The sequence below is a fragment of the Levilactobacillus andaensis genome (assembly GCF_016861695.1).
Taxonomy (GTDB): Bacteria; Bacillota; Bacilli; order Lactobacillales; family Lactobacillaceae; genus Levilactobacillus; species Levilactobacillus andaensis.
Map to the genome: position 1 here is coordinate 38589 of NZ_BOLP01000008.1, position 22582 is coordinate 61170.

The following is a 22582-nucleotide window of genomic DNA, read 5'->3' on the forward strand; positions in this document are numbered from 1 at the left end:
TAGGAACTTCTAACCGGAAGTGAATTCCAAAAAATCAAGGGAGTTGGCAGAAGTATGGGGATGAATCAGTTTTTACAAAGTTTGAGTGACTTGGAAACAATCAATCGGGCACCGGGCTATTTTAAGTTCGAGCAACATTCCGTGGCAGCCCATTCGTTCAAGGTTGCTGAAGTCGCACAGTTCTTAGGCGACGTTGAGGAACAGGCAGGGCACGCGGTCAACTGGCGTTTGGTCTACGAAAAGGCGTTGAACCACGACTATACGGAGCGGTTTATCGGCGATATCAAAACGCCGGTCAAGTATGCCACGCCACAGTTGAGGCATATGCTGGCCGATGTCGAGACGTCCTTGACCGCCAACTTTATTGAGAACGAAATTCCCAAGCAATTTCAAGCGGCTTACACGCGGCGCTTGGGTGAGGGTAAGGATGATACATTGGAAGGCCAGATTCTTTCCGTGGCTGATAAGGTCGACTTACTTTACGAATCATTTGGTGAAATCCAAAAGGGCAACCCGGAACCCGTTTATACAGAAATTTACCGGGAAAGCTTGAGCACGATTTTAACGTTTAAGCGGCTGGATTGCGTGAAGTATTTCTTGGCCGAAGTGCTTCCAGAAATGTTGGCAGCGGACTTTAGTGATCGGCAAAAATTGGCACAGTTGACGGATGAACTTTTACAGCAGCAGGAGGCGCAGGCATGAAGTTAGCCGAAGTGTGGAACCAGAACTTAACGGGAGCAACGGTCCGGCCGTTGACTCACGCGGATGACGACCTGATTTATCAATTTCAGGCTGCCCATCCGGCCTATTTTGACCATTTTCAAGATCACCCTGTCACCCGGCAAGAAGCCATTCAGGACGTGACGGACATTCCTTTGAACGCGCAAGCCGACCAGAAGGCCTACATGGGCATCTTCGAGGGCGATGAACTCGTCGTCTTGGTGGACCTGATTATTGACTACCCATTGCCAAGTTTAGTCTGGCTAGGCATGTGGTTACCGGCTAAGAGCCTGACCACGGCGCAGTCAGCGGCTTACTACTGGAGTCTGGTCAAGACGTTGCGGGCCGCGGACGCCGTTCAATTACAGCTCAGCGTCTTCATGGGTGATCGTAAAATGAAACAGTTCTGGGATGACCTTGGGTTAACTGCCGTCCAAACGACCACGGTTGTTCGGGGCGAACGGGTTGCCAACGTGACGATTTACCAAGACAAGTTTGATCGATAGGACGCCAAAGTAGCGAAAGTATGTTCGGTATGGTAAAATAATTTAGCGTGATGGGAAACAATCCGTTTCCCATCTTTTCTGCTGAAATTAAAAGTTAAATTACCGTACAAAAGTTGAAAATTGGTCAACATGGTGGGTCTTTCGCCTTACCGGCCGCCAGATATGGGCTAGGACGGTGTGGGCACAACTTGAAGCCTCGAAAATCATGAGCCTTCAAGCTTGGTCTTCTACTAAGTCAGCAGGAAAATTACCTGCTAACTTAGTAGAACGACACGCCTGAGCCCATGTCTAGTGACCTCTCGGCGTACTCTGGTGCTTGCTGATAACTGAGATAATAATTGCAAAAATCGTTATCAGTTAAGTTAGAGCGTATGATTTACAACATATAGGATTTTTAGCGATGGTTGTGGCAGCAATCATTCTTAGCCATAGCGCGTGCCAGTTACACAACATCCAACCACACAAATGTACGGTAGAATGAATAGTAGTTTAAACGGGTAAGGAGGTTATTCACTTATGATTGATCGACAAACGGACCGTAAATTTGACCTCGTGTCGAATTATCAGCCGACCGGGGACCAACCGAATGCCATTGCGCAGCTGACAAAAGGGCTGAATGATGGTGAGAAGGCACAGATCCTATTAGGGGCAACCGGGACTGGGAAGACGTTTACCATTTCTAATGTCATTAAGAACGTTAATAAACCCACGTTGGTGCTCTCCCACAACAAGACTTTGGCGGGGCAACTCTACGGGGAATTCAAACAGTTCTTCCCGAATAATGCGGTGGAATATTTTGTGAGTTATTACGATTATTACCAACCGGAAGCCTATGTGCCGTCGAGCGATACTTATATTGAAAAAGACTCATCAATCAATGATGAAATCGATAAGTTGCGGCACTCGGCCACGAGTTCGTTGCTGGAACGAAATGATGTCATTGTGGTGGCCTCCGTTTCCTCTATCTTTGGATTAGGGGACCCAACTGAATATAAAAATCACGTGGTTTCTCTGCGTGTCGGTCAAGAAATCGAACGTGACGCGCTGTTACGGAAATTGGTCAACATTCAATTTGAACGAAACGACTATGACTTCCAACGGGGCCGGTTCCGGGTTCACGGTGACGTGGTTGAAATTTTCCCAGCATCACGGGACGACCGGGCGTTACGGGTCGAATTCTTTGGCGATGAGATCGATCGGATTCGTGAAGTGGATTCCTTGACTGGTGAAATTGTCGGCGACCGCGAACACGTGGCCATCTTCCCAGCGACCCACTTTATGACCAACGATGATGTCATGGCAAAGGCCACGAACGGGATCGAGGGTGAGCTAAAGGCGCGTGTCGCCGAACTAGAGGGTGACGGCAAGCTACTGGAGGCCCAACGTCTCAAGCAACGGACCACTTATGACCTGGAAATGATGCGCGAAATGGGGTACACCAGTGGGATCGAAAACTACTCGCGGTGGATGGATGGTCGAAAAGCCGGTGAGCCACCATACACGTTGCTCGACTTCTTCCCCAAGGACTTTTTAATGGTCGTCGATGAGTCTCACGTGACCATGCCTCAAGTTCGGGGGATGTATAACGGTGACCGCGCGCGAAAGCAACAGTTAGTCGATTATGGCTTCCGGTTGCCAAGTGCGTTGGATAACCGGCCTTTAAAGCTCAATGAAGTTGAACAACACATTAACCAAGTGATATACATGTCCGCGACACCGGGACCATACGAGTCGGAGCAAACGGACCACGTCGTACAACAGATCATTCGGCCGACCGGGCTACTGGATCCAACCATTGAGGTTCGGCCAATCATGGGTCAAATGGATGACTTGGTGGGTGAAATCAATGCGCGGGTCGATAAGAACGAGCGGACGTTTGTGACGACACTGACCAAGAAGATGGCAGAAGACTTAACGGACTACTTGAAGGATCTGGGTATCAAGGTGGCTTATTTACACTCGGATATCAAGACGCTTGAGCGGACGGAAATTATGCGTGACTTGCGTTTAGGGAAGTATGATGTGCTCGTCGGGATCAACCTGTTACGGGAAGGTATCGATATTCCCGAAGTTTCCTTAGTGGCCATTTTGGATGCCGATAAGGAAGGGTTCCTACGTAACGAGCGGTCCTTGATCCAAACCATCGGTCGGGCGGCGCGGAACTCTCATGGGGCCGTTATCATGTATGCCGATTCCGTGACGGATTCCATGCAGGCCGCCATTGATGAAACGGCGCGGCGGCGTCAGGTTCAGATCGACTACAATAAGAAGCACGGCATTACACCAACAACGATTATTAAACCAATTCGTGATTTGATCGCCGTCACGAAGAAGAATGACAATAGTGACGAAAAAGACGACTTTGTTGCGAGTGACTTTGAAGATATGACCAAGGAAGATCAAGAGAAATTAATTTCCCGATTGGAAGACGAAATGCGGGCTGCAGCTAAGAAGCTTGACTTCGAACAGGCGGCGTCCTTGCGGGATACAATCATGGACATGAAGACTGAAATCGGGGACTAGGTTAGTGAGGAGAATGCCAATTGGTAAACGATAAGATCGTGATTCACGGGGCGCGGGCCCACAATTTAAAAGATATCGACGTCACAATTCCCAAGAATAAGCTGGTGGTCATCAGTGGCCTGTCCGGTTCTGGGAAGAGTTCGTTGGCCTTTGACACGCTGTATGCGGAGGGCCAACGGCGTTACGTGGAGAGCCTGTCATCCTATGCACGACAATTTTTGGGGCAAATGGATAAGCCGGACGTTGATTCAATCGATGGTCTAAGCCCGGCAATTTCAATCGACCAGAAGACGACCTCGAAGAACCCCCGTTCCACGGTCGGAACCGTCACGGAGATCAATGACTACCTGCGGTTACTATGGGCGCGGGTCGGAACGCCAATCTGTCCGAATGATGGCACCGAGATCACTAGTCAGAGTGTTGAGCAGATGGTCGACCAAGTGTTGGCCTTGCCTGAGCGGACGAAATTGCAGATTTTATCGCCGATTGTCCGGGCCAAAAAGGGCCAGCACAAGAAGATCTTTGAAAAGATTCAGCGTGAAGGTTTTGTCCGGGTACGGGTCGATGGCGAGATTCTGGACATCGACAGCGTTCCCGAGTTGAATAAGAACCAGAGCCATGACATTGCCATCGTGATTGACCGGGTCGTTGTGAAAAAGGGGATTCGTTCTCGACTGTTCGACTCCTTTGAAGCAGCTTTACGCCTGAGCGGTGGTTATGCGATTGCCGATTTAATTGACGGTGACCCCATGATTTTTTCCGAGCACTATGCTTGTCCCGTCTGCGGATTTACCGTGGGTGAATTGGAACCCCGGCTATTCTCCTTTAACGCGCCATTTGGTGCCTGCCCGGACTGTGATGGGTTAGGAGTCAAGTTGGAAGTCGACTTAGATCTAGTCGTGCCCGACCAAACGAAAACGTTGCGTGAAGGGGCCTTAGAACCCTGGAATCCAATTAGTTCGCAGTATTATCCAGCCTTGTTGGAACAAGCCTGCGAGGCCTTTAAGATTGATATGGATACGCCATTTAAAGACTTGTCCAAGAACGACCAAGCCACGGTGCTGTACGGCTCACAAGGCAAGGAATTCCACTTCCATTATGAAAATGATTTTGGCGGTGTCCGCGACGTTGACGTGGCCTTTGAAGGGGTCATTCCTAACATTGACCGGCGCTACCATGAAACGAACAGTGACTTTACTCGCGATGTGATGCGCAAGTACATGACCGAGCTGACTTGTCAGACGTGTCACGGCTACCGGTTGAACCGTCAAGCATTGAGTGTGAAGATCAATCACCAACACATTGGTGAGGTCTCTAATTTACCCGTTGATAAGGAACTGGGCTTCTTTAATGACTTGAGTTTTGGTGAACAGGACCAGGTCATCGCCCAACCGATTTTAAAGGAAATTCGCGACCGGTTAACCTTCTTACGCAATGTGGGGTTGGATTACCTGACGCTGAGTCGGTCGGCACGGACGTTATCTGGTGGGGAAGCGCAACGAATTCGGTTGGCCACCCAAATTGGGTCCAATCTGTCCGGAGTGCTCTACATTTTAGATGAACCCTCAATTGGACTGCATCAGCGGGATAATGACCGCTTGATTGCCTCTCTGAAACAGATGCGCGATTTGGGGAATACCCTGATTGTCGTGGAACATGATGAAGACACCATGCGGGCCGCAGATTATATCGTGGATATTGGTCCTGGTGCGGGTGAAAACGGGGGTCACGTAATGGCTGCCGGGACACCTAAGCAAGTCATGCGTTCACGGAAGTCGTTGACGGGGCAGTATCTGTCTGGTAAGCAGTACATTCCAGTGCCGTTGGAACGACGCGCAGGTAACGGCAAAGAGATTCGGGTGACCGGTGCGGCCGAAAACAACTTGAAGGACATCACGGTTGATTTTCCTTTGGGTGAGTTTGTCGTGGTCACCGGGGTCTCTGGTTCTGGGAAGTCAACGCTGGTCAATACAATTTTGAAGCGCGCGTTGGCGCAGAAATTGAACCATAACTCAGAAAAGCCCGGGAAGTACAAGAGCATCGCCGGGGTCACGAACATTGAACGCTTGGTCGATATCGACCAGAGTCCAATTGGGCGGACGCCGCGGAGTAATCCGGCAACGTATACTGGGGTCTTTGATGACGTCCGGACGTTGTTTGCTCAGACCAATGATGCCAAACTACGCGGGTACCAAAAGGGCCGCTTTAGTTTCAACACCAAGGGTGGTCGTTGTGAGGCCTGCCACGGGGATGGTATCTTAAAGATCGAAATGAACTTTTTACCAGACGTTTACGTGCCCTGTGAGGTTTGTCATGGGACCCGTTACAACTCCGAAACGCTTGAAGTTGAGTACAAGGGCAAGAACATTGCGGATGTGTTGGACATGACCGTCAGCGAAGCCTTGAAGTTCTTCGACGCCATTCCAAAGATCACACGGAAGCTGCAAACGATTCAAGATGTTGGTCTGGGCTACGTGAAGTTGGGCCAACCTGCAACGACATTGTCCGGTGGGGAAGCGCAACGGATGAAGTTAGCTTCCGAACTGCACAAGCAACAGAACGGGAAGAACTTCTACATCCTTGACGAACCAACCACGGGGCTGCATGCGGACGATATCAAACGATTATTGGTCGTCTTGCACCGGCTGGTCGACAAGGGCAACACGGTTCTGGTCATCGAACACAATTTGGACGTCATCAAGACGGCGGACCATTTGATCGACCTGGGTCCTGAAGGTGGGGAAGCCGGCGGTAACGTTGTGGCGACCGGAACACCGGAAGAACTGGCCGAAGTGAAGACTAGTTACACCGGGCAGTACCTCAAGCCCGTCTTGGAACGGGACCGTGCACGCACGGAAGCCGACCAAAAGAAGTAGCTGACAGTTAGTCATAAAAACGTCATAATCGGGGTCTCAGACTGCTACAATGCGGTTTGAGACCCTTTTTGTTTGAAGTTAACTTGTGAGAAATGCCGAAAATCAGTACAATAGTTGAAAAGCCGGTCGGCACTTGGCCGGAGTTGTGAGGAGATGTAGGTTTATGTTTAATATGAATCGTACCCGTTGGGGATTTGACTGGGGTGAGTTCATCCTCGGTATCTTATTCATCGTTGCTGCGGTGGGCTTATTGCGGTCACCAAAGATCGGTCTGACGGGCTTAGCTATTATCTTTGCTTTCATGGCTTTACTAAGTGGGCTGACCACCATTGCGGGCTACAAAAAGTTACACGATGTGACGGGGTTCCGCGCTAATTTTGCGTTGGCTTTTGGGATACTAGATATCCTGATTGCCGTGGTGTTCTTCTTTGATATGAATAGCGCCATTGTGACCTTAGGCTACCTGTTTGCGCTCTGGTTTATCTTTGATTCGGTTGAGCGGTTGCTGGTCGCGAGTCATTTGCGCGACTTCGGTGGGGCCTTCTTCTGGCTGTCACTGATTTTGGATGTCGTGAGTTTAGCGTTGGGGATTATGCTGTTTATTCATCCGATTGCGGCCGCACTGTCATTGAACTGGTTGATCGCCATGTTCTTCATCGTCTTCGGTGTCAACGCCATCTGGATTGCGATTGCTCGGAGCCGGTCATAAGCTGCTGTAATTTGGCAACGGAGCGGGGCCTTCGCCTTACCGGCCGCCAGATATAGGCTGGAACGGTGCGAACACAACTTGAAGCCTCAAAAATCACGAGTCTCCAAGATTGGTTTTCTGCTAAGCCGGCGGAAATTCACCGCCAACTAAGCAGAACGACGCGCCTGAGTCTATATCTGGCGACCTCTCGGCTGACATGGGTAGTTCCATTGCGGCTGGGGGGATGATAATCAAGTCGTTATGGATTTGTTTCTCCAATGGGTTGTGGAAATAATTTCCGATGGTCGTAATGTGGCAAGGACACAAGTAGTTTTGCAATCATACGTAAAATAAATGAGGTTTCTCCCGTAAAATTTTGGAGGAACTTTTTTTGTACATTGGTCATCGCGATAGATAATGCAATGACTAACTGGCTGAAATTGAAGATTAAAAGCTGATGACTACTGATTATGCATATTGAAACAGTAATTATTGTTGTTAAGCGAATGTTGTTTTCTACGATTGGCTGATTGCCAGATATAGGCGATGGTACCAGGAGTTTAATGTTTGTTGTGATAGAGTCCAATCTGAGCCAGAGGAAGCCAGGGATGTAGCCAGTCGTGGAAATAGTGATCGCTGTAAGCGACCACTATGGGCGACTTGGGAGGACACGTGGTCTTCGTGGCTTCAAAGCGAGTCGGAGGACCGCCCCCACAGCAGGCGGAATTCCTGGCAGCCGGAGTGCGGAAACTTTCTACCAACCTAAACAGCCGACTAAAATCTACAGAAATATCCGGGGTGAACCGCGTGTTCCGGTCAGGTTTCATCAAAATTGTTATGATTTTCGGCGATATTTGTTGAGAATTTAGGAGAATTGTTAGGAAAAGACACACCCGGTGTGTTATACTGCTTAAAGATTGTTTTTGAAAAGGAAGCTGGAGGAAAAGCCATGACTGAAGATATTCGCCTGGTTATTATTACTGGGATGAGTGGTGCTGGTAAGACGGTTGCCATGCAAAGCTTTGAAGATTTAGGCTATTTCTGCATTGACAACATGCCGCCTTCGTTATTACCTAAGTTCTGGGATCTCGTGCGCGAGTCGGGGAAGCTGTCGAAGATTGCCCTGGTCATTGATTTGCGGTCTCGGGCGTTCTACGACGAAATTGTCCGCATGTTAAACGATGTGGCCGTTCATGGCACGATGAATGCCCAGGTGCTGTTCCTGGATGCTTCCGATGAAGAGCTGGTTTCCCGTTACAAGGAGACTCGGCGTTCCCATCCACTGGCGCGTAATGGTCGGGTCATGGAGGGGATTCAACGAGAACGTGGCCTTCTGGAACCCATTCGGCAGGCGGCCCAGCTGGTCATTGATACGACAAAATTAAGCCCGCGGAAATTGCGGGAAGAAATTTTCCATAATTATGAGGCGACGAACGTTCAGTTGTTCCATATCGAAGTCATGTCCTTTGGGTTCAAGTACGGCTTGCCCATTGATGCTGACATCGTGATGGATGTTCGTTTTCTCCCCAATCCTTACTATCTGCCCGAATTACGGGAACAGACTGGGTTGGATGAACCCGTCTACGATTATGTCATGCAACAGCCCCAGACCGAAGATTTTTATGAACGGTTTTTGAGCTTACTGACGGCCATCGTGCCCGGGTATCAAAAGGAAGGTAAATCTAATCTCACTATCGCCATCGGTTGTACTGGCGGGCAACACCGCTCCGTCGCTTTGGCCCAACGAATTGGTCAGGCCCTCGGGGATGAGTACCCCGTGCACGTGACTCACCGGGATATTGAGAAGCGAAAGGAGTCTGCTAATCGCTCATGAGAGATCCAATGCGCACCCGACGGCCTAAGATCGTGGTTATCGGGGGAGGGACGGGGTTACCCGTTATCCTCAGTAATTTACGCGATCAAGACGTCGACATCACTGCGGTGGTGACGGTCGCCGATGATGGTGGTTCTTCTGGTATCATTCGACACTACGTGAACGTGGTGCCGCCTGGAGATATTCGAAACGTCATGGTGGCGTTAGCGGAAGTCCCAGATATTTATAAGGATTTATTCCAGTACCGATTCGAAACGAGCGATGATTTCTTCGCTGGCCACGCCATTGGAAACTTGATCATTGCCGCCTTGTCGGAAATGAAGGGCGGTATTTTTGATGCGGTCCAGGAATTGTCACAACTGATGCGGGTCAACGGCCACATTTATCCGGCCGCCAATGAACCGCTGGAGTTGCACGCGCAGTTTGCGGATGGCAGTAAGCTCAGTGGGGAAGCCGAAATTACGGCGGCCCATAAGCTGATCAAACGGGTGTGGGTCGAAACCAGTGACCACCACCAGCAGCCACAGGCCGTCCAACCCGTAATCGATGCCATCATGAATGCGGACCAGATTGTCTTGGGACCCGGGAGTCTGTTTACCAGCATCCTGCCGAATCTGATGATCGACAGCGTGGGTCAGGCCGTACGGGATAGTTCTGCCGAGGTCGTCTACATCTGCAATATCATGACGCAGAAGGGCGAAACGGAGAACTTTACCGACGCCGATCACGTTCGCGTGTTAAATGAACATTTGCAAGCTAACTTTATTGATACCGTCTTGGTCAACACCCGCAAGGTGCCCGACCGGTACATCGACTATCAACGGTGGGATGAAATGTCCCAGCCGGTTCGTCACGATTTCCAGGGACTCCGCGATCAGGGGTGCCGGGTCATCTCCACGGACTTTTTAATGCTACGGGATAACGGGGCCTTTCATAATGGGCAAGAGGTCGTGCGCGAACTCTTGAACCTGATCGGCCAACCGCGAGCCCCCAAAGAACGGAGGTCTTAACGATGTCTTATGCCAGTGAAGTCAAAAAAGAATTAACCACGCTCGATGTTCATCGGGAAAATGCGAAGGCCGAGCTGGTCGCGTTGATTCGGATGAACGGCGCGTTAGGTTTGGCGAATCACCGCTTCGTGTTGAACGTCCAAACCGAAAACCCCGCCATTGCGCGGCGGATGTATCAGTTGCTCAAACAATTCTACGATTTGGAAAGTGAATTGTTAGTGCGGCGTAAAATGAAACTAAAGAAAAATAACCTCTACATCGTGCGGGTCAAGACGGGAGCGACCGAAGTTCTGTCTGATCTCGGAATTTTTGATGGGATGCAACTCTTGGAGTCGGTGCCGGATGACATTTTAAACGATGACATGCGGGTGCGGTCATACTTACGCGGGGCATTTTTGGCCGGCGGATCGGTCAACAATCCCGAAACGAGTCGTTACCATTTGGAGATTTACTCTTTGTATGAAGAGCATAACCGAATGATTGCGGATATGATGAACCGTTACGACTTGAACGCGCGGACTATCGAACGGCGGAGTGGGTATATTACCTACCTGAAGGGTGCCGAAAAGATTGCCGATTTCCTATCGCTGATTGGTGCCACAACGGCCATGTTGCGGTTTGAAGACGTACGAATCATGCGCGACATGCGAAATTCTGTCAATCGGTTGGTCAATTGCGAAAATGCTAACTTGGACAAGGTGGCCAACGCCTCGACTCGGCAGATCGACAACATTCAGTTTATCGATTCGACCGTGGGCTTAGGTCAATTGCCAACGAAGCTGCGTGAGGTCGCGGAAACGCGGTTGTCACATCAAGAAGTTAGCCTAAAGGAATTGGGTGACTTAGTTCCTGGTGGACCGATTTCGAAGTCGGGAATCAATCACCGGTTGCGGAAAATCAACGACTACGCTAAGAAGCTGCGTGAAGAAGCGACGGCGTAACGATATAACTTAAAGTTAACGCGTGAAAGGTCTGGGATTTTCCCAGGCCTTTTGTGTCTCCTAATTCTATATTGTCTTAATGCGCACTAACAGATGCCCTTTTTGCTTAGACAGATAGAAAATTTGACGGTGTCAGGTGTTATCTGTTAAGGTGGTTGGTAAATTGACTGATTGTGATGGGAGATCCCCATCGTTGGACTCATTTCTAAGCTAGGAGGCTGTTTTTACATGCAAATTCGGCAAGCACAACCGCAAGATGGTGCGCAAATTGCCCCACTGATTGCCATGATCTATCGTGATATGGAGATGCCCGTATTGAAAAATGTGACGGAATCGGCATTAATTTCGATGCTGACGACGCTGTATTCGATGCCAGATAATCTGAGTGGGATAGCGCAGACGCTGGTTGCCGGTGAAAAGGACCGCGTGTTGGGCGTGGCCTTTGGGCATCCGGCCGAAAATGAAGTGGCAGTGAACCAAATCCTGAAAGAGGTCTCAGCCAGCCAGACTGGCTTCACGGCGCCGTTGGAACTTGGTGGGGAGAGTCGGCCGGGTGAGTGGTATTTGAGCATGTTGGCAGTTGCGCCACAAGCGCAGGGTCGGGGAATCGGGAGCCATCTGCTGAACGCCTTACCCCAATTTGTAGAAAAACTCGGTAAGACTAAAATCAGTTTAAACGTCGATGATGGCAACCCCGGCGCAGCCAAACTCTATCACCGGCAGGGTTTTAAACCAGACGGTCGGTTGATGATTGGTGTCCATCCTTATCAGCATATGGGATTGGAAATTTAAGAGTAGATATAAAAAAGCGAGGTCCCGATTGTTGGGGGCCTCGCTTTAGCTATACTGGTCAGAATTATCAACATTAAACTAGTCACTGTACGTATACCAGATGTTCTATTTGTAGCGGGAGTGTCGCGCACCCTCGGGGGATGTCAATGGTGGGTTGTCGTCAATAATACAACAACGAACTGTCCTTTTGGTTATCCGGCTTAAATGAATCTATTCTGCTGTGAATTTTGATGACTACGAACATTCTGAATTTTAAAATTGTCAGATAACGTTTTCTATAGGGGACAACTCGTGTAATCGCAGAACATTCGTGTAAGCCGAGAGGTCCGGCAGATATGGACTCAGGCGCGTCCGCACCGTTCCAGCCCATATATGCCGGCCGGTAAGGCGAGGGGAAAATCAATGTTGCCCAAATAAAAAAACATCGACCAAATGGCCGATGTTTTTTTAAGAAGGTGATTACTTCTTTTGTTCACTGCTGTTCGTCATGATGTGGTCGATTAAACCATAGTCGACGGCTTCTTGTGCACTCAAGTAGTTGTCCCGTTCAGTATCTTGATTCAGACGTTCAACGGGTTGACCGGAATTGTCAGCCAAAATTTGGTTGATCAATTGACGGGTCTTCAAGATCTCACGAGCGGCAATTTCAATTTCCGTTTGTTGACCTTGAGCACCACCAGAAGGTTGGTGAATCATCACTTGGGCATGAGGCAAAGCAAAACGCTTGCCCTTAGTCCCGGATGAAGCCAAGACACTGGCCATGGAAGCTGCCATCCCCAACGTAATGGTTTGCACGTCGGATTGGATGAAGTTCATGGTATCGTAGATGGCTAAGCCGGAAGATACGACTCCACCTGGTGAGTTGATGTAAAGCGAAATGTCCTTAGTGGAGTCTTGGGCGTCCAAGAAGAGCAATTGCGCAATGATGGCATTTGCCATGTCATCTTCGATTGGGCCAGACAACATGATGATCCGGTCCTTTAATAGTCGTGAATAGATATCATAAGCCCGTTCGCCACGGGATGATTGTTCAATAACTGTTGGTACTAAATTCATGACAAGATAGCCTCCCTTATTAACAATTGTATGGCTAGCGATTAGCTAACATGATGTTAGTGTACCGCTAAGGTCAAAACAGGTCAAACAATTAGCCTCTGTTAATTCCCACAACCATTTGACTAGAACTATCATACCAGAGTTTGACCAAACGTCACGTATTCTGTCACATTTTTTAAGAGTGGTATCAGTAAGCAGAGATGGTGGTGGCCGTTGGGACAGTAGCCACGGTCTCAATTAAAGTGAGTTGGGAAGCGAGGGGCCGTTTGCTAAAAATGCGGCTTCGTTTGACCACTGACCGATCTTAAATTGACCACTTACGGGACTAACGTGACCGGTTACGGTGAACTTATTTTATTTCACCCTGCAATATGGTTTACTAGGATTAACGAAAGGGGGTGAGCGCTTGAAGATTCGCGTGGAAGTTGATGATCAGCTAAAGGAACCAGAAGTCACGATCCGAACGCCAAACGATGTCGATGTTGATCAAATTGTAAAGGCCATCGAAGCGGCGGAAGCAACGGCCGCACGAATGACGTTTAGTCAACGCGGGGAGAACTACCAGGTTGCCTTGCGCGATGTCTTATTCTTTGAGGCGGCGGACCACCAAGTGATGGTGCATACCGCGACTGATGTATTCTTGACCCGTCAGCGGCTGTACGAGCTGGAGGCCGTTTTACCGGTCAACTTTCTGCGCGTCTCCAAGTCGGCCATCCTCAATTGTGACCAGGTCTTTTCATTAACGAAGTCGGTCACGGGCAATCTCGTTAAATTTCAAAACTCACACAAACAGCTCTACGTGTCGCGGCGCTTTTATAAGGGCCTAAAGGAAACACTGGAGCGAAAGGGGTAAATACACATGCATAGAAATTGGTTTTGGGGGATCTTCTTCGTCTTAGGCGCGGGCATCCTCATCACAAGTCGGCTCGGTGTTCTGAGCTATCACATTGGCTTCTGGGCGTTACTCGTCGCCATGTTTTTAGTGGCGGCCTTCGTGGAAAGTCTGGTTCAGGTCAGCGTGACTGGAATGATCTTCTCACTGGCATTTCTGGCGATTATTTTCGCGAAACCACTGGGAATCGTGGCATTAGCACCATGGACGATCCTCGGGGCGGCACTACTACTGTCGATTGGCCTATCGATGATCATCAAGCCGCGGTGGCGCTGGCGGCGCAACATGGCGTTTATTAACGGTCACCATCACGGGCACGGGTGGGATAAAAATTTTCGCCATGGCTACGACGACATTAAGAACGTCAATGAATCCGAAACCATCGTTGACGTTAATATGAGTAGTAGCATTCGTTATTTGCAATCGAATGATTTCAAACAGGCGGTCATTAAGGTATCCATGGGGAACGCCAAGGTTTACTTTGACAACGTCATTTTAAATGAAGCGGGGGCGACCATTGTGGTTGACGGGTCCTTCGGCGGAGTCGAGTTATACTTGCCGCGGACTTGGAACGTCAAACAGGATGTGAATACGAGCTTTGGCGTCGTTGAGGAAAAGGGGACTCAGGAACTCAACGAAAATGGTCCAGTGGTGACTATTCAGGGTGATATTTCCTTTGGTAATTTGAGCGTGATTTATATTTAGTTGGTCTTAAGGCACGAGTAATCGTGCTCTTTTTTTGCGAAAAAAAACCACGTTCAATAAATGAACGTGGCTGACCGGTTGTTAGTGATGCGCCCGGAGGGAATCGAACCCCCATTTCAAGAACCGGAATCTTACGTGCGATCCATTACACTACGGGCGCATAAAACGTTAAGAAACAACACCAATTATGATAACTGATTTTGGATAAAAATACAAGGGACTTTCTATTTTTCAGGGGGAAAACCATGCTATAATAACGGCATTAACTTTAGTGGAGGTTCGGGTAAATGACGCGACACAAGACTTTTCGCCTGGTTGTGGATTCACTGTTAATGGCGATTGTTCTATTACAAAATATCTTACCGTTTCTGGGGTATATCCCATTAGGACCCTTTAGTATGACCCTAATTGGCTTAACGGTCATCGTTGCCGGAACCGCCCTGGGACCTAAGGATGGCATGCTGATCGGTGGTTTCTGGGGACTGATCACCTTCGTTCGAGCGTTCACCTGGCCATCAAGTCCGGTGGCACCGTTGATTTTTACCAATCCTTTAATTTCCATCTTGCCGCGGTTCCTAATGGGACTGGCGGCCGGGGGACTTTATCTGTGGGGCCGTAAACGCCAGTGGTCCATGCATCGGTCAATGGCTGTGGCAGCGGGATGTGCTGCCTTAGTGAACACGTTCTTAGTCCTGGGACTGGTGTTTCTCTTCTATCAAAACCCGACCGTGGCAGCCGCTTTTGGTGCAAAGGGGAATCAAACGTTGGGCTACGTCCTGATGATCTCGTTGGTTACGAATGGGGTTCCCGAATTTATTTTAGATATGTTAGTGGCGCCGTTGATCGCCCAGCCGTTGCGTCGGCGTTGGAATCAATTGAACCAGCATTAACTTGAAGACGAGTCTAGCTTTCCCATTGTTTATGGAAGCCAGGCTCGTCTTTTTAATGGCCTCGGTGATAGTTTAGAAAACACAGAGTTACTTCAACTTTTAAAGGGCAACAAAAAAGCCACATTCATCACTGAACGTGGCTGACCGGTTGTTAGTGATGCGCCCGGAGGGAATCGAACCCCCATTTCAAGAACCGGAATCTTACGTGCGATCCATTACACTACGGGCGCATAAAGCGCTGTACTTCAAGAGCACTTAACTACTATACCCGAAGCTGAATATAAATTCAAGTAGTGGTTGCGGCTTTTTTGAAAACAATTTATGTAAGGGCTTTCATCAATTAACGGTATGAATGACTTGCTAAAGTAGGGGGAGGGGCTTATACTTACACAGTAAAGGTTAGCTCTGGTTGGCCTTCAATTTTTTGACCAGGGTGGGCGCTAATTAGCCACCGCTGGTCGGTTATTGTCCCACTAGGAGGTAGTCGGATGCGTGAGGATTGGCAATGGGTGGAAGCAATCATGCCCCAAATGGTTACGAAATTAACCAGCCGGTTTCGAATGCTACAAGGTATCGCGAGCCTCCAACCGGTTGGCCGGCGCACCTTGGCAACTAGCCTCGACTGTTCCGAACGAACCGTGCGCACCACAACAGACGCCTTGGCTGACTTGGGATTCATTCAAATGTCGGTTAAGGGGATGCAGGTGACGGTGGCCGGACAACGGGTTCTTCAGGGATTGATTCCCATTATGGATGAACTCGCTGGTCGACAACAGCGAGAATTGGAGCTGGCCCAACGCCTGAACATTGCACACTGTACCATCGTTCCAGGCGATAGTACGGCGGCAAATGGCAATCTGGCTGGTTTAGCACAAGCTGTTAGTCAGGTGCTGGCCGATGAATTGCCAGCCGGGAAGAGCATCGTCGCGGTCATGGGTGGTCACACCTTAGCCAACGTGGCCGAGGCGCTAACACCGACATTGGCCATGAATCGTGAGTTACTGTTCGTTCCCGCTCGTGGGGGCGTTGGTGAGTCACCAGCAATTCAAGCCAACGCGGTCAGTGCCCGGATGGCGCAGCGGACCAATAGCGATTTTCGCTCGCTGTATGTGCCCGAACAGTTAACGACCGCAACTTATAAGCCGCTCTTTGCGGAACCGGCCATTCATGAGGTCTTGCAACTGATTGCGCAGAGCAACGTGGTCATTCACGGCATTGGTCAGGCACTCGTCATGGCCAAACGGCGGCAGATGACGCCGCACGTGATTGCTGACCTAACCGCGGCCCATGCCGTGGGTGAGGCCTTTGGCTATTTCTTTGATGCCGAAGGTCACGTGGTTAGTAAATTTCCCCGCATTGGTTTAGACATTGCGGATCTAGCCGCTAAACAATTAGTTATTGCCGTTGCCGGTGGTGCCGAAAAGGGCGCTGCAATTGCGGCGTACATGCGTTTAGCGCCAGCACAGACTTGGTTAATAACCGATGAAGGTGCTGCTGACTTTGTTTTAAAAAAGTGATACACTTAACATGTACTGCTTTTTAAAAAAATTATCTTTGTTTGCTTCCTGAAGGAGGAAATCACAGTATGACTGTAAAGATTGGTATTAATGGTTTCGGACGTATCGGCCGTTTGGCTTTCAAGCGGATTCACGAACTCCACTCAAGTGACATCGAAGTAGTTGCCATCAACGATTTGACGACACCTTCAATGTTGGCTTACTTGTTGAAGTATGACTCAACTCATGGCCGTTTCCCTGGCGAAGTTTCCGCTACGGACACTGGCATCGTGGTTGACGGTAAGGAATACCCTGTTTATGCTGAACCAAAGGCACAAAACATTCCTTGGGTTAAGAATGACGGTGTTGACTTCGTTCTCGAATGTACCGGTTTCTACACTTCCGAAGAAAAGGCTCACGCCCACATCGAAGCTGGTGTTAAGCGGGTATTAGTATCTGCTCCAGCCGGTGCTGTTACGACCGTTGTACCTGGTGTTAACTTGGACGTCTTGAGCAAGGACGATATCATCGTTTCTGCTGGTTCTTGCACGACCAACTGTTTAGCACCAATGGCTTACTTCTTGAATGAAGAATTCGGGATCAAGGCTGGTACTATGACGACTATTCATGCCTTCACTGCTACCCAACAAATCTTGGATGGCCCTCGTGGCAAGAAGATGCGTAACAACCGTACTGCAAGCATTAACACTATTCCTCACTCAACTGGTGCTGCTAAGGCTATCGGCTTAGTTATCCCAGAATTGAAGGGTAAGTTACAAGGCCATGCACAACGTGTTGGTGTTGTTGACGGCTCATTGACTGAATTAGTTACTGTTCTGGACAAGAACGTTACTGCTGACGAAATCAACGAAGCTATCAAGAAGCACACGGTTAACAACGATGCCTTTGGTTACAACGCTGATGAAATCGTTTCTACTGATATCATCGATGACGACCATGGTTCTGTCTTTGACCCAACCCAAACGGAAGTTACTACCGCTGGTGACACGCAATTAGTTAAGACTGTTGCTTGGTACGACAACGAATGGGGCTTCACTTGCAACATGGTCCGGACTTTATTGCACTTCGCAACTCTCTAATCCGACCGTTGTAAATTAGCTTAAAATAGACTCACAGACGCGGCGGGGGGTGGAATTTCCTCGCTGCGTTTTTTGTAAGTCGTTAAAAAATTGTACAAGTCCTTTGAAATTAGAAGGTAAGTGCTGTATATTGTGAAAGTAATCTTTTAAAAGATATTACTCAAGGAGGGTTTTCTAAATTGGCTAAATTAACAGTTTCTGATTTAGACTTAAAGGGCAAAAAAGTCCTGATGCGGGTCGACTTTAACGTCCCGATCAAAGACGGCGTCATTGGTAACGATAACCGTATCGTTGCCGCATTACCAACGATTAAGTACGTTATCGAACATGGTGGCAAGGCCATCCTCTTATCCCACTTAGGTCGGATCAAGAAGGAAGAAGACAAGCCAGCATTGTCCATGCGTCCAGTCGCAGAACGTCTGTCCAACCTGTTAAACAAGCCAGTTACCTTTGTTCCAACCACTGAAGGTAAGCAGCTTGAAGATGCCATTGATGGCTTGAACGACGGCGACGTCTTAGTTATGGAAAACACCCGTTACGAAGATGTTAAAGACGGCGAAAACGTTAAACGTGAATCCGGCAACGACCCTGAATTGGGTAAGTACTGGGCTTCATTGGGTGACGTCTTCGTTAACGATGCCTTTGGGACGGCTCACCGTTCACACGCTTCCAACGTGGGTATCGCTTCGAACATGGCCCAAACGGCCGCTGGTTTCTTAATGGAAAAGGAAATCACATTTATCGGTGGTGCCGTCGACAACCCTGAACACCCATTCGTTGCTATCTTGGGTGGTGCCAAGGTTTCCGACAAGATCGGTGTGATCGACAACTTGTTGGCTAAGGCTGACAAGATTCTTATCGGTGGTGGGATGACTTACACGTTCTACGCTGCTAAGGGTATGAAGATTGGGAACTCATTGGTTGAAACTGACAAGATCGACTTAGCCAAGGAAATCTTGGACAAGGCCGGCGACAAGTTGGTTCTCCCAACTGATTCCGTTGTTGCTGAAAAGTTCGACAACGATGCTGCCCACAAGACCGTTGATGGTGACATTCCTGACGGTTACATGGCACTTGATATCGGACCTAAGTCCGTTGCTGAATTCGAAGATGTTTTGAAGGATGCTAAGACTGTTGTTTGGAACGGCCCAATGGGTGTCTTCGAAATGAGTAATTATGCAGAAGGTACTTTGGAAATCGGGAAGTTCTTGGGAACTTTGACGAACGCCAAGACGATTGTCGGTGGTGGTGACTCAACTGCCGCTGTTCAACAACTCGGTGTTGCTGACAAGCTTTCCCACATCTCCACTGGTGGTGGTGCTTCCCTTGAATACCTTGAAGGTAAGACCTTACCAGGAATCGCTGCAATTTCTGAAAAATAAATAAATATAAAGAGCTGTGGTGGTGACCATCACGGCTCTTTGTTATGATGATTGCTCGGCGGCGAAGGGTCTTCGCTGGCTAATCTGCCTTGAATTGGGTAAGATGATGAGCGTAGTCAATTTATTTTTAGGAAAGGGTGGATAAGGTTGCGGATACCACTCATTGCAGGAAACTGGAAAATGAATAAATCGGTGGCTGAGGCGAAGCAGTTTATCACTGCTGTGCAGGGAAAATTGCCCGCCGCAGACCAGGTCGAAACGGCCGTTGCAGCACCAGCGTTGTTTTTACAGACGATGTTAGAGGCGAATACTGATAACGTTCTGCGGGTCGCTGCAGAGGCTTGCTACTACGAAGATGAGGGTGCCTACACGGGGGAAACTAGCCCCAAGGCATTACACGAGATGGGAATCCCGTACACCATCGTTGGCCACTCTGAACGGCGCCGGTACTTTAACGAGACGGACGATGTCATCAACCGCAAGGTCCAAGCCGTCTTCCGTAACGGCATGACGCCAATTGTTTGTTGCGATGAAACTATGGGACGGCGTGAATCCGGCGAGAAAATCCACTGGGTCGTCAACCAAGTTTCAGCGGCGTTAAAGGGTGTCAGTGCCGAAGACGCAGCGAAGATCGTAGTTGCCTACGAACCGAGCTGGGCAATTGGCAGTGGCACGACTGCGTCCACCGATCAAGCCGAGGAAGGCTGCTACCTCATTCGTCAAACATTAGCTGATATTTACTCTGATGATTTGGCAAATGGTGTTCGCGTTTTATATGGTGGGAGTGTCAAACCAGACAATATTGCGGGTATTATGGGCCGCGATAATGTCGATGGTGTCCTCGCAGGTGGCTCTAGTTTGGATGAAAGCTCTTTCATTAAGCTAGCAAACTACCAAAATTTGTAAAACGGTCAAAATGTGATTGAAAGTTCAAAGTTAAACTTATAGAATGAAACATGGGATTGTTATCTTGTTCCCGTGAAGCCAAACTTTCTTAAGGAGAGAATACAAAAAATGTCTATTATTTCTGATATTTACGCACGCGAAGTCTTAGATTCACGTGGTAACCCAACTGTTGAAGTTGAACTCTACACTGAAGCCGGTGCTATGGGCCGTGGGATCGTTCCTTCTGGTGCATCTACTGGTGAACACGAAGCCGTTGAACTTCGTGATGGCGACAAGAGTCGTTTCATGGGTAAGGGTGTTACGAAGGCCGTTGATAACGTTAACAACATCATCGCCAAAGAAATCGTGGGCTACGATGTTACTGACCAACGTGCCATTGACCAAGCTATGATCGATCTTGACGGTACGCCAAACAAGGGTAAGTTAGGTGCTAACGCTATCCTTGGTGTCTCCTTAGCCGCTGCACGGGCTGCTGCTGACGAATTGGGCCAACCTTTGTACAACTACTTAGGCGGGTTCAATGGTCACGTATTGCCTACGCCAATGATGAACGTTATCAACGGTGGGAAGCACGCCAACAACAAGGTTGACTTCCAAGAATTCATGATCATGCCTGTTGGTGCCAAGACTGTCAAGGAAGCTATCCGGATGGGTTCCGAAACGTTCCACAACTTGAAGAACTTGTTGAACGAAAAGGGTTACTCTACTGCCGTTGGTGACGAAGGTGGTTTTGCTCCTGACTTGAAGAACAACGAAGAACCATTCGAAATCTTAGTTGAAGCTATCAAGAACGCCGGTTACGTACCTGGTAAGGACGTTGCGATTGCCTTTGACTGTGCTTCATCAGAATTCTACAACGCTGACACCAAGAAGTACGAACTTAAGGGTGATGGCAAGGAATACACTGCTGAAGAATTTGTTAGCTTGCTTGAAAGCATCGTTGACAAGTACCCAGTTGTTTCTATCGAAGATCCTTTGGATGAAAACGAATGGGAAGACTGGCAAATGGCTACTGAACGCCTTGGCAAGAAGGTCCAAATCGTTGGTGACGACTTATTCGTTACGAACACGGACTACTTGGCAAAGGGTATCAAGATGGGCGTTGCCAACTCTATCTTAATCAAGCTTAACCAAATCGGTACTTTGACTGAAACTGTTGAAGCCGTTGAAATGGCTAAGGAAGCTGGCTACACGGCTGTCATCTCTCACCGTTCTGGTGAAACTGAAGACACGACCATCGCTGACTTAGTTGTTGCTTTGAACGCTGGTCAAATCAAGACTGGTTCTATGAGCCGTGGCGAACGGATCGCTAAGTACAACCAATTAATGCGGATCGAAGACCAATTAGGTAAGACTTCCAACTACAAGGGGATTCACTCCTTCTACAACTTGAACGAAGACGCACGTCTGGCCATCATCAACAAGTAGGCCAAAGTGAATAAAAATGTGAGGTAAGTCCAGAAATGGGCTTGCCTCATTTTTTTTGAAAAATTTGCGAAATAAAAAAATATTCGGGCTATTTCTACGGAGTTAACTATAACGAAGGGGGAATAGCGTAATGAAAATTTGGCGACGAACATTTGGTATGATGAGTTTAGTGGTAACCGGGGTGACCTTAGTCGGTGGTAATGCTGTAGCTTCGGCAGATACGACAACGAGCTATCCGTGGGAGATCACCTACAATCTGTCTACAACGAATGATGATGGGAGTAAGACGACTACCTTTTTTGATAAGGTAATGCAAATGGTGACACCCGGAGAGAGGGTGCCAGATCATCCGGCGTTGAAGGTACCCGGTCTCCAAATGATGGTTATCAAGCATGCTTTGGAGCAAAATCAAGCAGTGCCAATCAATGTCCTGTACTTTGCGAAGTCTAAAGCCGCGGTTGTTGTGAATTATTTAGATGAAGCGGGGAAACAAGTTAGTCGGTACAAGACACATGCGGCGTTAATGATGGGCGGACTCGTGCCGCTGGTGGCGCCAGAAGGGTACCGTTTGACGACGGCTGAGACGGCTCGGCGCGTGTTTAAGCCAACAGATACTTGGCAAGTGCAGGTCCAACCGCTGACGATTACGGTGCCGCCAGTGAATCAGTTGGTGCCAGAACCGAAGCCACAGCCACAACCAGAGCCAGTGCCAGAACCGAAGCCACAACCAGAGCCAGTACCGACACCGAAGCCAGAACCAAAGCCAGAACCAAAGCCAGAACCAAAGCCAGAACCAAAGCCAGAACCAAAGCCAGAACCAAAGCCAGAACCAAAGCC

At 48.8% G+C, this 22582-nt stretch carries 18 protein-coding genes, 2 tRNA genes and 1 pseudogene; 18 read left to right on the forward strand and 3 right to left on the reverse strand.

The features are described 5' to 3' along the window. The first annotated feature begins 54 nt into the window (after nucleotides 1-54). The 9 genes from JUF10_RS07685 (at nucleotide 55) to JUF10_RS07725 (ending at nucleotide 11890) form a co-directional block, all read left to right on the forward strand. Nucleotides 55-702 (forward strand): YfbR-like 5'-deoxynucleotidase, encoded by a 648-nt coding sequence (locus tag JUF10_RS07685; RefSeq protein ID WP_048732372.1) that lies wholly within the window; start codon nucleotides 55-57, stop codon nucleotides 700-702. Then, nucleotides 699-1226 carry an acetyltransferase gene (locus JUF10_RS07690; RefSeq protein WP_203641629.1) on the forward strand — a complete coding sequence of 176 codons (528 nt, stop codon included), beginning with the start codon at nucleotides 699-701 and terminating at the stop codon, nucleotides 1224-1226. Before JUF10_RS07685 ends, JUF10_RS07690 begins: the two co-directional genes overlap by 4 nt. A gap of 516 nt (nucleotides 1227-1742) precedes the next feature. Beyond that, nucleotides 1743-3749, forward strand: a complete 2007-nt coding sequence (gene uvrB / locus JUF10_RS07695; RefSeq protein ID WP_203641630.1) for an excinuclease ABC subunit UvrB — start codon at nucleotides 1743-1745, stop codon at nucleotides 3747-3749. Between the two features lie 20 nt (nucleotides 3750-3769). Then, the gene (gene uvrA / locus JUF10_RS07700) at nucleotides 3770-6625 is read left to right on the forward strand and encodes an excinuclease ABC subunit UvrA (protein WP_203641631.1); all 2856 of its coding nucleotides are present in this window, start codon (nucleotides 3770-3772) and stop codon (nucleotides 6623-6625) included. A 163-nt stretch (nucleotides 6626-6788) separates the two neighbouring features. Beyond that, nucleotides 6789-7334: an HdeD family acid-resistance protein gene (locus tag JUF10_RS07705; RefSeq protein ID WP_203641632.1), complete on the forward strand. Its 546-nt coding sequence runs from the start codon at nucleotides 6789-6791 to the stop codon at nucleotides 7332-7334. 928 nt (nucleotides 7335-8262) lie between these two features. Continuing rightward, complete coding sequence (gene rapZ, locus JUF10_RS07710; protein WP_203641633.1) at nucleotides 8263-9147, forward strand: RNase adapter RapZ; 885 nt, start codon at nucleotides 8263-8265, stop codon at nucleotides 9145-9147. Beyond that, complete coding sequence (gene mgfK, locus JUF10_RS07715; protein WP_048732358.1) at nucleotides 9144-10157, forward strand: gluconeogenesis morphogenetic factor MgfK; 1014 nt, start codon at nucleotides 9144-9146, stop codon at nucleotides 10155-10157. Before rapZ ends, mgfK begins: the two co-directional genes overlap by 4 nt. A gap of 2 nt (nucleotides 10158-10159) precedes the next feature. Then, nucleotides 10160-11098 (forward strand): DNA-binding protein WhiA, encoded by a 939-nt coding sequence (gene whiA / locus JUF10_RS07720; protein WP_203641634.1) that lies wholly within the window; start codon nucleotides 10160-10162, stop codon nucleotides 11096-11098. 228 nt (nucleotides 11099-11326) lie between these two features. Next, a complete protein-coding gene (locus JUF10_RS07725; RefSeq protein ID WP_203641635.1) occupies nucleotides 11327-11890 on the forward strand; it encodes a GNAT family N-acetyltransferase in 564 nt (187 codons plus the stop codon). A gap of 459 nt (nucleotides 11891-12349) precedes the next feature. On the opposite strand, the gene clpP is transcribed toward JUF10_RS07725, so the two are convergent. Next, nucleotides 12350-12946 (reverse strand): ATP-dependent Clp endopeptidase proteolytic subunit ClpP, encoded by a 597-nt coding sequence (gene clpP / locus JUF10_RS07730; RefSeq protein ID WP_048732353.1) that lies wholly within the window; start codon nucleotides 12944-12946, stop codon nucleotides 12350-12352. Nucleotides 12947-13352: 406 nt separating this feature from the next. On the opposite strand from clpP, the gene JUF10_RS07735 reads away from it, so the two are divergent. Beyond that, nucleotides 13353-13799 (forward strand): LytTR family DNA-binding domain-containing protein, encoded by a 447-nt coding sequence (locus tag JUF10_RS07735; protein ID WP_203641636.1) that lies wholly within the window; start codon nucleotides 13353-13355, stop codon nucleotides 13797-13799. A 6-nt stretch (nucleotides 13800-13805) separates the two neighbouring features. Next, entirely contained in the window at nucleotides 13806-14543 is a 738-nt protein-coding gene (locus tag JUF10_RS07740) for a LiaF transmembrane domain-containing protein (RefSeq protein ID WP_203641637.1), read from the forward strand. A gap of 88 nt (nucleotides 14544-14631) precedes the next feature. On the opposite strand, the gene JUF10_RS07745 is transcribed toward JUF10_RS07740, so the two are convergent. Continuing rightward, nucleotides 14632-14703: transfer RNA gene (locus tag JUF10_RS07745), tRNA-Arg, on the reverse strand. 127 nt (nucleotides 14704-14830) lie between these two features. Here JUF10_RS07745 and JUF10_RS07750 point away from each other — a divergent pair. After that, entirely contained in the window at nucleotides 14831-15433 is a 603-nt protein-coding gene (locus JUF10_RS07750; RefSeq protein WP_203641638.1) for an ECF transporter S component, read from the forward strand. A gap of 158 nt (nucleotides 15434-15591) precedes the next feature. On the opposite strand, the gene JUF10_RS07755 is transcribed toward JUF10_RS07750, so the two are convergent. Beyond that, nucleotides 15592-15663: transfer RNA gene (locus JUF10_RS07755), tRNA-Arg, on the reverse strand. A gap of 258 nt (nucleotides 15664-15921) precedes the next feature. On the opposite strand from JUF10_RS07755, the gene JUF10_RS07760 reads away from it, so the two are divergent. From JUF10_RS07760 to JUF10_RS07785, 6 genes and pseudogenes are all read left to right on the forward strand, one after another. Beyond that, on the forward strand, nucleotides 15922-16950 hold the full coding sequence (locus tag JUF10_RS07760; RefSeq protein ID WP_203641639.1) for a sugar-binding transcriptional regulator: 1029 nt from the start codon (nucleotides 15922-15924) through the stop codon (nucleotides 16948-16950). A 68-nt stretch (nucleotides 16951-17018) separates the two neighbouring features. Then, the gene (gap, locus tag JUF10_RS07765) at nucleotides 17019-18029 is read left to right on the forward strand and encodes a type I glyceraldehyde-3-phosphate dehydrogenase (RefSeq protein WP_203641640.1); all 1011 of its coding nucleotides are present in this window, start codon (nucleotides 17019-17021) and stop codon (nucleotides 18027-18029) included. A gap of 179 nt (nucleotides 18030-18208) precedes the next feature. Then, complete coding sequence (locus JUF10_RS07770; protein ID WP_203641641.1) at nucleotides 18209-19411, forward strand: phosphoglycerate kinase; 1203 nt, start codon at nucleotides 18209-18211, stop codon at nucleotides 19409-19411. 147 nt (nucleotides 19412-19558) lie between these two features. After that, nucleotides 19559-20317 carry a triose-phosphate isomerase gene (gene tpiA, locus JUF10_RS07775; RefSeq protein WP_203641642.1) on the forward strand — a complete coding sequence of 253 codons (759 nt, stop codon included), beginning with the start codon at nucleotides 19559-19561 and terminating at the stop codon, nucleotides 20315-20317. Between the two features lie 108 nt (nucleotides 20318-20425). Continuing rightward, nucleotides 20426-21745, forward strand: coding sequence for a phosphopyruvate hydratase (gene eno, locus JUF10_RS07780; RefSeq protein ID WP_203641643.1), 1320 nt, complete (start codon nucleotides 20426-20428; stop codon nucleotides 21743-21745). A gap of 130 nt (nucleotides 21746-21875) precedes the next feature. After that, nucleotides 21876-22582 (forward strand): annotated as a pseudogene (locus tag JUF10_RS07785) (hypothetical protein); the annotation flags it as partial.